The organism is Micromonospora sp. DH14 (assembly GCF_029809455.1).
In the GTDB taxonomy this organism is placed as follows: domain Bacteria; phylum Actinomycetota; class Actinomycetes; order Mycobacteriales; family Micromonosporaceae; genus Micromonospora; species Micromonospora parva.
In genome coordinates this window covers 105,684-118,448 of the sequence record NZ_JARVKT010000005.1, presented here as the reverse complement: position 1 = coordinate 118,448, position 12,765 = coordinate 105,684, and the positions used below count along the sequence as shown (strand labels likewise).

13 protein-coding genes are annotated in these 12,765 nt (G+C 71.4%); 4 read left to right on the top strand and 9 right to left on the bottom strand.

Annotation, left to right across the window (positions count from 1 at the left end; translation table 11 throughout):
* The first annotated feature begins 9 nt into the window (after positions 1-9).
* Positions 10-954, top strand: a complete 945-nt coding sequence (locus QCZ28_RS09440; protein ID WP_279516226.1) for an acyltransferase domain-containing protein — start codon at positions 10-12, stop codon at positions 952-954.
* On the opposite strand, the gene QCZ28_RS09435 is transcribed toward QCZ28_RS09440, so the two are convergent.
* Positions 951-1,340, bottom strand: a complete 390-nt coding sequence (locus QCZ28_RS09435) for a nuclear transport factor 2 family protein (protein WP_279516225.1) — start codon at positions 1,338-1,340, stop codon at positions 951-953. The genes QCZ28_RS09440 and QCZ28_RS09435 overlap by 4 nt on opposite strands.
* A gap of 80 nt (positions 1,341-1,420) precedes the next feature.
* Here QCZ28_RS09435 and QCZ28_RS09430 point away from each other — a divergent pair, with 80 nt between their 5' ends.
* Entirely contained in the window at positions 1,421-2,188 is a 768-nt protein-coding gene (locus QCZ28_RS09430) for a helix-turn-helix transcriptional regulator (protein ID WP_279516224.1), read from the top strand.
* Between the two features lie 51 nt (positions 2,189-2,239).
* Here the strand turns inward: QCZ28_RS09430 and QCZ28_RS09425 are convergent, their stop codons facing one another.
* The 4 genes from QCZ28_RS09425 to QCZ28_RS09410 form a co-directional block, all read right to left on the bottom strand.
* Positions 2,240-5,071: a PQQ-dependent sugar dehydrogenase gene (locus QCZ28_RS09425; protein ID WP_279516223.1), complete on the bottom strand. Its 2,832-nt coding sequence runs from the start codon at positions 5,069-5,071 to the stop codon at positions 2,240-2,242.
* A gap of 87 nt (positions 5,072-5,158) precedes the next feature.
* Complete coding sequence (locus QCZ28_RS09420; RefSeq protein ID WP_279516222.1) at positions 5,159-6,346, bottom strand: ThuA domain-containing protein; 1,188 nt, start codon at positions 6,344-6,346, stop codon at positions 5,159-5,161.
* A 283-nt stretch (positions 6,347-6,629) separates the two neighbouring features.
* Positions 6,630-7,448, bottom strand: coding sequence for a CPBP family intramembrane metalloprotease (locus tag QCZ28_RS09415; RefSeq protein WP_279516221.1), 819 nt, complete (start codon positions 7,446-7,448; stop codon positions 6,630-6,632).
* Positions 7,449-7,485: 37 nt separating this feature from the next.
* Positions 7,486-8,229 carry a methyltransferase domain-containing protein gene (locus QCZ28_RS09410; RefSeq protein WP_279516220.1) on the bottom strand — a complete coding sequence of 248 codons (744 nt, stop codon included), beginning with the start codon at positions 8,227-8,229 and terminating at the stop codon, positions 7,486-7,488.
* 62 nt (positions 8,230-8,291) lie between these two features.
* Between QCZ28_RS09410 and mug the strand changes: the two genes are divergently transcribed.
* Positions 8,292-8,861 (top strand): G/U mismatch-specific DNA glycosylase, encoded by a 570-nt coding sequence (gene mug, locus QCZ28_RS09405; RefSeq protein WP_279516219.1) that lies wholly within the window; start codon positions 8,292-8,294, stop codon positions 8,859-8,861.
* On the opposite strand, the gene QCZ28_RS09400 is transcribed toward mug, so the two are convergent.
* Positions 8,858-9,364 carry an SRPBCC family protein gene (locus QCZ28_RS09400; protein ID WP_279516218.1) on the bottom strand — a complete coding sequence of 169 codons (507 nt, stop codon included), beginning with the start codon at positions 9,362-9,364 and terminating at the stop codon, positions 8,858-8,860. The genes mug and QCZ28_RS09400 overlap by 4 nt on opposite strands.
* Complete coding sequence (locus QCZ28_RS09395; protein ID WP_279516217.1) at positions 9,361-9,723, bottom strand: metalloregulator ArsR/SmtB family transcription factor; 363 nt, start codon at positions 9,721-9,723, stop codon at positions 9,361-9,363. Before QCZ28_RS09395 ends, QCZ28_RS09400 begins: the two co-directional genes overlap by 4 nt.
* A 112-nt stretch (positions 9,724-9,835) precedes the next feature.
* On the opposite strand from QCZ28_RS09395, the gene QCZ28_RS09390 reads away from it, so the two are divergent.
* Entirely contained in the window at positions 9,836-10,936 is a 1,101-nt protein-coding gene (locus tag QCZ28_RS09390) for an ionic transporter y4hA (RefSeq protein ID WP_279516395.1), read from the top strand.
* A 73-nt stretch (positions 10,937-11,009) separates the two neighbouring features.
* Here QCZ28_RS09390 and QCZ28_RS09385 read toward each other — a convergent pair whose 3' ends face one another.
* Both QCZ28_RS09385 and QCZ28_RS09380 read right to left on the bottom strand, forming a co-directional pair.
* The gene (locus tag QCZ28_RS09385; protein ID WP_279516216.1) at positions 11,010-12,266 is read right to left on the bottom strand and encodes a sigma-70 family RNA polymerase sigma factor; all 1,257 of its coding nucleotides are present in this window, start codon (positions 12,264-12,266) and stop codon (positions 11,010-11,012) included.
* A 3-nt stretch (positions 12,267-12,269) separates the two neighbouring features.
* A complete protein-coding gene (locus QCZ28_RS09380) occupies positions 12,270-12,662 on the bottom strand; it encodes a YciI family protein (protein ID WP_279516394.1) in 393 nt (130 codons plus the stop codon).
* Between the last annotated feature and the right edge of the window lie 103 nt (positions 12,663-12,765).

Genomic DNA, 12,765 nt, shown 5'->3' with positions numbered 1-12,765 from the left:
TTCGTCGGCGTGGATCTGGACGACATCGCCGCCCGGCTCGGCGTGCCCGTCGAGGAGGTCGACCGCGTGCACCGGCTCGCCGGTGACGGGCCGTCCGCCCCGTTGCCGGCGAAGGCGGACGCACCCGCGATCCTCGACCGGCTCGCCGTGCCTCCGGACGACGCCGCCGAGATCATGGCGGGCTGGCCGGAACCGGGCTCTCCGCTGTGGACGGCGGAGCTGCGCTGGCTGCTCGACCGTTCGATCGCGGTGGTCCGCGCCGACCTCGGGGGCTACGACTGGCTGCCGCCCGGCCCGGAGCTGCCGCGCGAGCGGGGGCCCGCCTGGCGGCACCTCTACGTGTACGCGTACCTGGCCCTGGTCGACGTGGTGCGGGGGTACCACAGCGACCACGGCGTCCCCGATGCCGTGTCCTGGGTGACCCTCGCCGACCTGGGCCGCAACCTCGCCGTCGACCGACGGATGCGCGGTGACGGCTGGCCGGTCATGCAGAGCTGGCTGACGCTGCACTCGCGCGGTGGCCTCTACGAGCTGGGCCGGCTGCAGTACCAGCGCGGCGACGGCGCCCTCGGCCTGCACGTCCCCGAATCGGGGCCGTTGACCCCGCAGGCGGTGGCGGCGTCGCTGGACGAGGCTCGCGCGTTCTTCCCCCGGCACTTTCCCGACGAGCGCTACACCAGGTTTTTCTGCGGCTCGTGGCTGCTCGACCCGCAGCTGCGGGAGTATCTTCCGGAGGACTCCAACATCCTGCGGTTCCAGCGCCGGTTCGAGCTGGAACCCCACCAGGAGTCGGAGGTGCCGGACGCCGACATCGAGATGCTGCGGTTCGGGTTCCGCACCCTGACCACGCCGCTCGACGAGTTGCCGCGCCGCACCGTGCTCCAGCGCGCGATCGTCGACCACCTGCGCGCCGGCGGCCACTGGCACTGGCGTCGCGGCCACTTCCCGATCTAGACGGCCGGGTTCCACCACGTCCCGTTGGCGGTCGCGTGGGCAGCCGGTTCGATGACCTCCCACGCCTCCACGATGGACCCCTCGGCGATGCGCAGGACGTCGACCACCACGATCTCCGGCCCCGTGTCGGGTAGTCGGCGTCGCGAGTGCACCACGACGTGGTCACCGTCGGCCAGCAGGTGCAGGATGTCGACCCGCATGCCGACGGTCGGGCCCAGCGCGGCGCGGACGGCGGCGAGCCACTGTGTCCTGGTCGAGGTCGTCGAATCCGACCGGTGATGGATGAAGTCCTCGCTCAGGAACGAGGCGAGCGTGTCGACGTCGCCCGTGTCGACCAGCCCTGCCAACGCGCGTCCGACGATGCTCTTGTTCTCGGTGGTCGTCATGGGCGCAAGTGTTTCCCCGCCCCGGGTGGTTGTCGATGACATCGCACTTCATGGCGTCCGCACCGACGATGAGTAGGCTCATGATCGTGTATGCGGTCGGGGAACTCCTACGGCGGTGGCGCAAGCGCCGAGGGCTCAGCCAACTCGACCTGGCGATCGCCGCGGATGTCTCGGCCCGGCACGTCAGCCTGGTCGAGACCGGCAAGTCCACGCCGAGCGCCGACATGATCCTGCGGCTCGCCGACCAGCTGCACGTGCCGCTGCGTGATCGCAACCAGTTGCTGCTCGCCGCCGGCTTCGCACCCCGGTACGCGCAGCGCCCGCTTGACGACATCGCCCTGTCCGGTGCCCTCGACGCGGTCCGCAGGGTGCTGCGGGCGCACGAGCCGTATCCGGCGCTGGTCTTCGACCGCCACTGGAACATCGTGCTGACCAACAGTGCTGTCGACCCGTTCTTCGCGCAGGTGGCCCCCGACCTGTTGCGGCCGCCGGTGAACCTGATCCGGCTGGGCCTGGACCCGCGCGGGCTCGCGTCCCTGGTCGTCAACCTGGCGGACGTGCGGGCGGTGTTCCGCAGCCGCGTCGCACGCCAGCTCGCCGCCGCTCCCGACACGGAACTGGCGGCGCTCTACCACGAACTGCTGGCTCCGCTGCCGGAGGAGCCGACGGGTCAACGGGTCGACGCCGACGTGGTGATCCCGATGATCCTGCGGATCAACGGGCGCGAGCTGCGGCTGTTCTCGACCATCACCACGTTCGGCACCCCGACGGACATCACCATCGAGGAGATCGCGGTGGAGTCCTACTACCCGGCGGACGCGCAGAGCGCCGCCTACTTCACGACGTAGGGCCCGACCTGGTCGGTCACCAGGCCGGGCCCTACCGTGCCGCACCCCCGGTCAGCCGGTGGTCAGGATGAATTTCTCCCAGGCCCCGACCGCCGTACGGTTGGCGATCAGGGATCCGGCCCCGGCGTTCTCGGCGCACACGATCTGGTTGTTGACAGTGGCCCGCAGGCTCACCGTCCCGTCCGAGTTGGTGATGAGCTGGAACCTCTCCCACGACCCGATCGCCGTGGCGTTGGCGACCAACGCCGCGGCGCCGGCGTTCGTAGCCGACACGTAGAGCCCGTTGGCGCGTGACCGCAGCGCGATGTCGCCGTTGCCGGCGTCCACCCGGTCGAACTGCTCGGTGCTGCCGACGCTGGCCTTGTTGGCGATCAGCGCGGTGCTGCCGACCGCCGACACGTACTGGTTGTTGACCTGCGCCCGCAGCGTGGTCACCGGCGTGCTGCCACCGGTGCCGGTGGCGAAGGTGAACGCGTCCACGTCGAACAGGTAGCCCGACCCGCCCTTGAACACCAGGTACAGCGTCGTCGACGCGGTGGGTGGGTTGCTGATCGTGCCGGACACCTCGGTGAAGGTCTCCCAGTTGCCGGTCACCGGCACCGAGACGGTGCCCAGCAGCGAGCCGGTGGCCGACCCGGCCCGCACCTCGATGGTGCCGCCGGCACCGGCCGACGACGCCCGCACGGTGATGCGGTTCGCGTTGGACAGGTTGTACGGCTGGTACGAGATCCAGTCGTTGTTCTCGATGAACCCGGCCGTGCGGCCACCCTCGGCGTTGGTGTGGTCGGTGGCCTGCACGCCCGACGTGGCACCGAAGTGCTCACCCTGGCGGTGCTTCGGTTGCAGGGTCTTGATGCTGTGCGTGGTCAGCCCGCCGTTGTCGGTGTAGGCGGCGTCGAAGACCCCGTAGATGTTCGCCGCGGAGTCGTGCTCCCCGTCGGTCGGTAGGGTGATCGAGCCGCTGCACCCGTTCTTCGAGGTGATCTGGTGGGCGTGACTGTCGTGGCCCAACGCGTACGTCAGGCTGACCTTGGAGCAGTCGATCGTGCCGTCCTGCGGGTCGCTCACGCTGATCTGGTACGACACCGTGTCACCGAAGCTGAACAACTGCCCATCGGCGGGCGACGTGAGCGTCACCGTCGGGGCCGTGTTGCCGACGGTGATGACCAGGCTCGCCGTGCCGGTCAACCCATTCGGGTCGGTGACTTTCAACGTGGGGGAGTACGTGCCGTTCGTGGTGTACGTCTTGGTGGGGTTGGCCGCCGTCGACGTGGTGCCGTCACCGAACGTCCACAGGTAGCTCAGCGCCCCACCCTCCGGGTCGGAGCTGCCGGCCGACGAGAAGTTCACGGTCAGCGGGTTGGCCCCCGAGGTCGGGTTCGCCGAGGCGACAGCGATCGGGTTGCGGTTGCCGCCGCCGATGTACTCGATCCGGAATAGCGCCTGGTTGTTCGAGCCGGTGCCGTAGTCCAGCACGTACAGCGCCCCGTCCGGGCCGAAGGCCATGTCCATGACCTGCGTGCCGGACCACGGGAAGTTGGAGATCTCCCCGCGCGAGCCGTCGGAGTTGACAGCGATTGCCTTGATCCAGCGGCGGCCGTACTCGCCGGCGAAGAACTGGCCGTTGAGTGACTGCGGGAACTTGATGCTGGAGTTCAGCGACGCGTCGTACCGGTAGACCGGCCCGCCCATCGGCGATTCGGAGCCGCTGCCGAACTCCGACGGTGAGCCGGAGTCGCCGGCGTACTTGATCCAGGCCGGCTTCGCCGCGGGCAGCGTGCCGAGGCCGGTGTTGCGGAACGAGTTGTTGGTCGGCCCGCCCGTGCAGTTGTACTTCGACTGCGACGGCCCGGACGGGAAGGTGTATTCGTTGTATGTTTCCGTGCTGGTGTTGGTGCCGGTGCAGTACGGCCAGCCGTAGTTTCCCGGCGAGGCGATGCGGTTGAACTCCACCTGACCCTGCGGGCCGCGGCTGGAGTTCGTGGACCCGGCGTCGGGGCCGTAGTCGCCGAGGTAGACGACACCCGTGGCCTTGTCGACGCTCATCCGGAACGGGTTGCGCAGACCCATCGCGTAGATCTCCGGACGGGTGTTGGCCGTGCCGGGCGCGAACAGGTTGCCCGACGGGATGGTGTACGTGCCGTCCGCCTGCGGCTTGATCCGCAGCAGCTTGCCCCGCAGGTCGTTGGTGTTGGCGGCGGTGCGCTGGGCGTCGAACTGCGGGTTGCGGTTGGTCCGCTCGTCGATCGGCGCGTAGCCGGACGACTCGAACGGGTTGGTGTCGTCGCCGGTGGTCAGGTACAGGTTGCCGGCGGCGTCGAAGTCCAGGTCACCGCCGACGTGGCAGCACTGCCCACGGTCGTTGGCGACCTGGAGCACGATCTTCTCGCTGCCCAGGTTGAGCGTGTCGTCGGAGTTGAGGGTGAACCGGGACAACCGCAGGTGACCCTTCCACCGGTCCCAGTCGGACTGCGAGCCGGTGGTCGGGGCGTCCCCGGACGGGGTGCTCAGCGAGGGCGAGTAGTACAGGTAGACCCACCGGTTGGTGGCGAAGTTGGGGTCGACGGCGACGCCCTGCAACCCCTCCTCGTCGTGCGTGTAGACGGACAGGGTGCCGGAGGTCTTGGTGTTGCCGGCCACGTCGGTCACCCGCAGCACGCCGTTTCGGGCGGTGTGCAGGACCGAGCGGTTGGGCAGCACGGCCAGGGACATGGCCTCACCCAGCTCGGCGGAGCCGGTGGCGAGCTTGACCTGTTGATAGTCGGAGGCGGGAATCACCACCGCCTGGGCGGTGGACGGTGCAGCCACAGCGAGGGCCGCGCTCGCGACGGTGAGCACCGCCGCGAAGAGCGCCCGGGGCCAGCGCCGGGGGTACGAGGGCATGATCGTCCTTTCTCGACGACCGGGGGACGGGTGCGCGGGGGCGCACCACGACCAGGTGGGGTGGTGGAGAACGAGCGGGGGATCAGGTCAGTTGGTGGTGACCAGGTCGAACTTCTCCCACTGGCCGATGGAGGTCCGGTTGGCGATCAGCGGGGAGGACCCACCGTTGTCGGCCGCGACGTAGCGGTTGTTCACAGTGGCCCGCAGGCTCACCGTGCCGTCGGAGTTGCGGACGAGCTGGAACGTCTCCCAGGCGCCGGCGGTGGCCCGGTTGGCGATCAGCGCGGAAGCGCCGGCGTTCTCGGCCGCGACGAACTGCCCGTTGCCCTTGGCGCGCAGCGCCACGTTGCCGTTGGCCAGGTTGACCAGGTCGAACCGCTCGGTGGTGCCGGCGGAGGCCTTGTTGGCGATCAGCGCGGTGGTCGAGTTGGGCGCGCTCACGTACTGGTTGTTCGCCCGGGCCCGCAGGGTCGAGCCGGTGGCGGTGGGCGGCGGGGTCGTCGTACGCGGCGAGCAGTCGGCGGTCACCGAGCCCGCGGCGACCTGGAGGCCGCCGAGCAGCATCCGGGTGAAGTTCGGGTCGGTGTACGACGCCTCGGTGTGCCCGAGGCCCGTGTACCAGGCCCGTCCGCCGCCGTACGCCTTGCACCAGGTGATCGGGTGGTCGCCGTTCATGTTGCCGCCGCTGTAGGACGACTCGTCGAGGCTGGCGAGGACCCGCGCGCTGGAGCGGGGGTTGGTGCGGTAGTTGTACCACTCGTCGGAGCGGACCCAGGTGGTGCCGAGGTGCGCGGTCGACGGGTTGGTCTGGTCCTCGATCTTCACCGTGGCGTTCTGGATCGCCGGGTGCGAGTCGAACCACGCGCCGACCAGCGCGCCGTACCACGGCCAGTTGTACTCGGTGTCGGCGGCGGCGTGCACGCCGACGTACCCGCCACCGGCGGCGATGTACGACTCGAAGGCGGTCTGCTGGCTGGCGTTGAGGACGTCGCCGGTGGTCGACAAGAAGACCACCGCCTGGTACTGGGCCAGGTTGGAGGTCGTGAACTGGGCGGCGTCCTCGGTGGACGTCACGGTGAAGCCGTTGGCGGCGCCGAGCTGCTGGATCGCGGCGATGCCGTTGGGGATCGACGAGTGCCGGAAGCCGGCGGTCTTGCTGAACACCAGGACCTTGGTCAGTGGTGCCGCCGATGCGGGGGTCGGCAGGGCGACCAGGCTGGCCAGCATGACGGCCAGCCCGGTGACGAGTGCCAACAGGCGGGGACGGGAACGCATGGTTGTGCTCCTCTGCTGAGCGTCGACCTCAGGGGCGTGCACGCGGGCAGGCCGGAGGCCGCGATGGCGGTGGTGCGGAAGCCGGGCCGCCGATGCTCGGCTGAGGTGATGCGGGGTGGTGGGGGTGGGGCGCTGAAACCAACCGACGATCTCAGACCACCCACAGTGGACGATCAAAGTTCATCGATTGGCATCGTTGACGCAGTAAACCTCCGATGTCTACGCCCCGTCAAGCCCACCGCTGCGGCGGCCGGCCGTCGCAGCGGCCGGCCTCGGACGCCCTTCAGCCGCTCTGGCGCACCGGCTCCGGTGTGCGGGCGTTCCAGTTCAGGCGGTCGCGGTATCGGTGTCGCAGGACCATCCAGCTGACCGAGAACGGAATGGCCCCCATGGCCACCACTGCCAGGACGTCCGCGCCGACCACGTCGAAGACCGCCCCGACGTCACCGAAGAGCTGAGCGACCGTCTGGAAGGCGACGTGCAGGCCGACGCCGGCCCAGATGTCGCCGGTGACGGCGCGGAACGCGCCCAGCAGCAGTGCGAAGACGAAGAAGAGCGCCAGTCGGTCGACGGATCTGGCGGCCCCGATGAGGAACCCGAACACTGTGAACAGCGCCGCCTGCCCGAGGACCGCCTGCCAGGCCGGTAGCCGGGTGGCGAGGTTGTGCTGCAGGTACCCACGGAAGATCAGCTCCTCCGGCAGCGCCTCCTTCAGGAAGACCAGCACCACCAGCAGCGCTGCCACCCGCAGCACATCCCCGACGGACGTCCGGACGCTGATCTCGACCCAGCCGAAGCCGAGGCAGAGCGCGAACCCCGCTGCCGCGGGGACGAGCCAGCAGGCCATCCCGAGCAGCAGGTGCCGCCAGCCGGCGCGCAGCGACGGCAGCCCGAGACCGGCCCACGGGCGTCGGTCCAGGACGCGTCGGGCGACAACCACCAGGGGTACGACGACAGCGGTGGTGAGCACCGCCCCGACCGCGTGGGTGGGCCGGTCGTAGTCACGGTCGAGCAGAGCCCGCAGGAACAGCCAGACCAGCACGGCGGCGGTGGCCACGACGACGATCCGCCAGGGCAGGGCGAGACGCGGTCCGGGGCTCACCCCGCGCAGCGTAACGAGCGGGGTCAACGGCGGACCGTCAGCGGCCGAGGACGAGGTAGGCGAGGCCGAGGACACCTCGGTAACCGTCCACGTACCCGCGCAACCGGTCGTCGAGTTCCGCGCGGACGTCGGCCGCGCGGGGATCCTCCGGGTACGCCAAAAGCCACTCCTGCCGGCCGGCGAGCCAGCTGGATTCGAAGTCGTCCCACTCCCGCTGGTCGGCGGTGCTCAGGTGCAGCAGCCGCCAGCCGCGTTCGCGGGCGGCCTCGACCAGCCCGGGGAGGGTCGCGACATCCGGGCCGAAGACCTCGGCGATCTCCGCCGTGGGGGACCGTTCCCAGTAGGCGTCGCCGAACAGCAGTCGCCCACCGGGCCGTACCACGGCGGCGAGGGCGTCGAGGGCCGCCGCGGTGCCGCCGAAGGCGTGTGCCGAACCGATGCAGAGGACCCGGTCGGCCGGCTCCTGCCAGGCGGACGCTTCCCCCGTCACGAACGCGACGTGCCGGTTCAGCGACCGGTCCGCGGCGAGTCGCCGCCCTCGGGCGAGGGCATCGTCGTCGGTGTCGACGCCGACGCCCCGGGTCGCGACCGGGCCGGACACACCGCCGGCGGCGACCGCCCGCAGCAGCAGCTCACCCCAGCCGCAGCCGAGGTCGAGCACGCGCGCGCCAGGGCGGACGTCGAGCCGTTGCAGCAGCAGCGCGGCGTGCTCCGGCGAGAGCGGGGTGTTCCAGCGCATCCGGGCGTAGCGGCTGGCGGCGAGGTGGTCGTCGGACTGCATCCGGTCACTGTGTCAGGGCGTGCCCCGGTGCCGGCACCGGGGCGTACGGCAGGATCGGTGCTGTGGACGCGGAGCGTGCGGCGCCGCCGCGACGGCCGACCCGGCAGGAGGTGGCGGCGGCCGCCGGCCGGGGTCTGCCGGACATCATCGGTCCCGGGCTGCGCGTGCTGTTCTGCGGCTACAACCCGGGCCTCTACTCGGCCGCCGTGGGGCAGCCGTTCGCCCGCCGGGGCAGCCGCTTCTGGCCGGCCCTGCACGGGGCTGGCTTCACCGACCGCCAGCTGCGCTCGTGGGAGAGCGACGAGCTGCTGCGGCAGGGTCTGGGCATCACCAGCCTGAGCAACCGGGCCACCGCCCGTGCCGCCGAGCTGACGTCGGAGGAGTTGGTGGCCGGGGTCACCGGATTGGCGGTGAAGGCCGAGCGCTACCGGCCGCGGTGGGTGGCGATCCTCGGGGTGACCGCGTACCGGGTCGCCTTCGCCCGACCGACGGCCGGCCTGGGTCCGCGACCGGAACCGCTCGGGCCGGCCCGGGTCTGGGTGCTGCCGAACCCCAGCGGCCTGAACGCGCACTTTCCCCTGCCGGCGCTGACCGCCGAGTTCGCCAGGCTGCGGCGGGAAGTCGACCCCTAGCCGGCCGTCGCGGCGGCCAGCCCCTGGTAGTACTGCTGCATCGCCGGGTGGTAGTCGTCGAACTGCGGGCGGGGCGAGCCGTCGCGGGAGGCGACCAGCAGGTCCAGGTAGTACTCCCAACCGGCGCCCACCTCGGCGATGCCCTCCACGCTGCTCAGGTGCTGCACGAACCGCAGCTCGGTGGTGCCGTCGGTCTCGGTCAGCGACAGCTCCAGCAGCCAGTCGCCGTATTCGTCGATCATCGACACGGCGAGGTGCCGCGGCGGTTCACACGCGTCGATGCGCACCGCGCACCAGGGCTGCTGTTCCTCGTACGCCATCTGGACCTGGATGGTCCGTCCGGGCCCGGCGTCGCCCTCCCACGGGCCGAACCAGCGGGCGGTGCGCTCCGGCTCGGTCAGGCTGGCCCAGACATCCTCGACCGGGGCGCGGAAGGTCCGGGTGAGGACGAGATCGTGCCCGGTGGCGGTGCGAAACAGGCGTCCTGCGGGTGTGCGGGTCATGCCGTGTGCTCCCTTCGGTGCTCCGCCGGGCCATGGCTGCGGCGCTCTCGGCGGGTGCGATAGACCTCGGTCTCCAGCGCGTCGAGGTGCCGCTCCCAGCGGTCGACGGTGGCGAGCCCGGTGAGCCAGTCGAGCAGCGGGGCGAGCGGGCCGGGGTCGAGCCGGTAGATCCGCTGCCGTCCGACCAGCTCGTCACGGACCAGCCCGCTCTCCCGCAGCAACCGTAGGTGGCGGCTGATGGCGGGTCGGCTGATCGTGAACCGCGCGGCGATGGCGCCGGCGGAGAGGGGCTCGTCGCGCACCATGCTCAGGATGCGCCGGCGTACCGGGTCCGCGATCGCGACGGCCACCTCATCCACCCCAAAAGCGTAACCCATCGGTTACGGGTTTGCCCGTTGTGGACCTCGACACGGCGGTGGGCGCTGCGTCGATGGTGGGCACATGATCACCTGGCCTGGCACTCTGTACGACATGGCCGCCCTGCTTCGCTCCCGCCTGACCGACTGGACCTTCGCCGTACCCGTGCTCGCTCTGCTGGTGTTGGTCGCCACCTGGGGGCGGGACCTGCCCGGCCTGCTCATCGTGGTGGTCGCGGTGCTGCTGGGCGGTGCCGTGCTCGCTGCCGTGCACCACGCGGAGGTGGTCGCCCACCGGGTGGGGGAGCCGTACGGGTCACTGGTGCTCGCCGTCGCGGTCACCGTGATCGAGGTCGCCCTCATCGTCACGCTGATGATCAGCGGGCCGGAGAAGACCCAGTCGCTCGCCCGGGACACGGTCTTCGCCGCCGTCATGATCACCTGCAACGGGATCCTCGGCCTGTCCCTGTTGCTCGGGGCGCTGCGCCGCCGCGTCGCGGTGTTCAACCCGGAGGGCACCGGCGGGGCCCTGGCCACCGTGATCACCCTGGCCACCCTGAGCCTGGTCATTCCGACCTTCACCACGGCCCGACCCGGCCCGGAGTTCAGCCCGGCCCAGCTCGCGTTCGCCGCCGTCGCCTCGCTGGCGCTCTACGGGCTGTTCGTCCTCGTGCAGACCGGTCGGCACCGCGACTACTTCCTGCCGGTCGACAGCCGGGGCCAGGTGATCGACGCGGAGGAGCACGCCAAGCCGCCGAGCACCCGGGCGGCCCTGATGAGCCTGGGACTGCTGCTGGTGGCACTGATCGCGGTGGTCGGCGACGCCAAGACCGTCTCCCCGACCATCGAGGCCGGCGTCGCCGCGGCGAACCTGCCGCACGCGTTCGTCGGTGTGATCATCGCCCTGCTGGTGTTGCTGCCGGAGACCCTGGCCGCAGCCCGCGCCGCCCGCCGCGACCGCGTGCAGATCAGCCTGAACCTCGCGCTCGGCTCGGCGATGGCCAGCATCGGCCTGACCATCCCGGTCATCGCGGTCGCCTCGATCTGGCTGGAGGGCCCGCTGCTGCTCGGCCTCGGCGGCACCCAGCTCGCCCTGCTCGCGCTCACCGCGGTGACCGCCGTCCTCACCGTGGTGCCCGGCCGGGCCAACGTGTTGCAGGGCGGCGTACACCTGGTGCTGCTGGCGGCTTTCGTCTTCCTGGCCGCCAGCCCGTGACGCTTCCTGGCCGCCAGCGCGTGCCGCGGCACAGCTCGTCGGCTCAGTGCGTGCCGCGGCACGGCCCGCTGGTTCAGTCGGTGGGCGGCGGGTCGCCCGCGAGACGTTCCGCGCGGGCGTTCAGGTAGCGCTGCTGCGCCAGGTTCGTCGAGCGCGCCGCCGCCATCCGGTACGCCTCGCGCGCCGCGACCCGCTCACCCTCCCGCTCCCAGAGGTGGGCGCGGGCGGCCGGCAGTCGAGGGTCGTCGGCGAGTCGAGGGTCGTCGGCCAGGTCGGCGAGCAGCGCCAATCCGGCCGGCGCGCCCCGGCTCATCGCCACCGCCACCGCGTGGTTGAGCGCCACCACCGGGTTGTCGGACATCCCGAGGAGCACCTCGTACAGGGCGGTGATCTGCGCCCAGTCGGTGGCAGCCGCGCTGGGCGCCTCGTCGTGCACCGCCGCGATGGCCGCCTGGAGCTGGTACGCCCCGACGACCCCGCGCGGCAGCGCACCGGTGATCAGCTCGACTCCTTCGGCGATCTGGTCGGCCCGCCACCGCGTGCGGTCCTGCTCGGCCATCGGCACGAGTTCGCCGTGCGCGCCGATCCGCGCCGGAGCGCGGGCATCGGTGAGCAGCATCAACGCGAGCAGCCCGGTGGCCTCGGGATCGTCGGGCAGCAGCCGGTGCACCAGGCGGGCCAACCGGATCGCCTCGGCGGTCAGATCGGCCCGCAGCAACCCGGGCCCGGCGGTGCGGGCGTACCCCTCCGTGAAGATCAGGTAGAGCACGTGCAGCACGGCGGCGAACCGGTCGGCGCGCTCCGGGCCGGTGGGCGGCGCGAACCGTAGCCCACTGTCGCGGATGCGCTGCTTGCCCCGGCTGATCCGCCGGGTCATCGTGGCCTCCGGCACCAGGAACGCCCGCGCCACCTCGGCGGTGCTCAACCCGCCCACCGCGCGTAGCGTGAGCGCGATCTGCGAGGCCGGCGAGAGTGCCGGATGGCAGCACAGGAACAGCAGGATGAGCGTGTCGTCGGCGTCCGCCGCCGCACGGTCGGCGGCGGGCGCGTGCCACTGCTCGGGCAGCGTCCACCGCGCCACGGTGTCCTCCCGCCGCATCCGGGCCTGCTCGCGCCGCAGCAGGTCGGTCAGCCGGCGGGACGCCACCGTGATCAGCCACCCCCGGGGGTTGTCCGGTACGCGGTCGCGCGGCCACCCGTCGGCCGCGGCGATCAACGCCTCCTGCACCGCGTCCTCGGCGGTGTCGAAGTGCCCGAAGCGGCGGACCAGCGCGCCGAGGACCTGCGGCGCCAGTTCGCGCAGCAGGTCCTCGGCGGGGGTTTCCGGCACGTGTCAGCCGGCCAGGTCCTCGACGCCGTCGAGCACCGGTCGCACGTCCACGTACCCACCGGGGGCGTCCGGGTCGACGAGGCCGGCGGCGATCTCGGTGGCCCGATCGAAGCTGGCGCACTCCACGATGGTGTAACCGGCGAGGACCTCCTGCGTCTCCGGGTACGGGCCGTCGGTGATCACGGGCGCTCCCTCGCGTACCTGCACCCGGCGGGCGTGTACCGGCTCGCTCAGGCCCCGGGCGTCGACCAGTTCCCCGGACTCGGCCAGCGCCTGGTGGAAGGTCTCCATGTGGTGGTGCATCGCCGCGATCTGCTCGGCCGACATCGCCGGCCGGTCGGAAGCCCGTCCGGACAGCACGTCATAGTCCTGCTGCGACCCGTAGAGCAGAATCATGTACTTCACAGTGGCCCTCCTGTCTCCGGTGCCGCCCCGGCACCGCCCACCCGAAACGTCGAACCCAGCCCCCGCTCCCGGACACTCCCACCCCACCCGATCT

What these genes read in the sequence shown, in the direction of transcription:
- QCZ28_RS09435 (WP_279516225.1), bottom strand. Translation starts at nt 1,340, where the DNA reads ATGACGACCACCGAGAACAAGAGCATCGTCGGACGCGCGTTGGCAGGG.
- QCZ28_RS09430 (WP_279516224.1), top strand. Translation starts at nt 1,421, where the DNA reads ATGATCGTGTATGCGGTCGGGGAACTCCTACGGCGGTGGCGCAAGCGC.
- QCZ28_RS09425 (WP_279516223.1), bottom strand. Translation starts at nt 5,071, where the DNA reads ATGCCCTCGTACCCCCGGCGCTGGCCCCGGGCGCTCTTCGCGGCGGTG.
- QCZ28_RS09420 (WP_279516222.1), bottom strand. Translation starts at nt 6,346, where the DNA reads ATGCGTTCCCGTCCCCGCCTGTTGGCACTCGTCACCGGGCTGGCCGTC.
- QCZ28_RS09410 (WP_279516220.1), bottom strand. Translation starts at nt 8,229, where the DNA reads ATGCAGTCCGACGACCACCTCGCCGCCAGCCGCTACGCCCGGATGCGC.
- QCZ28_RS09400 (WP_279516218.1), bottom strand. Translation starts at nt 9,364, where the DNA reads ATGACCCGCACACCCGCAGGACGCCTGTTTCGCACCGCCACCGGGCAC.
- QCZ28_RS09390 (WP_279516395.1), top strand. Translation starts at nt 9,836, where the DNA reads ATGGCCGCCCTGCTTCGCTCCCGCCTGACCGACTGGACCTTCGCCGTA.
- QCZ28_RS09380 (WP_279516394.1), bottom strand. Translation starts at nt 12,662, where the DNA reads ATGATTCTGCTCTACGGGTCGCAGCAGGACTATGACGTGCTGTCCGGA.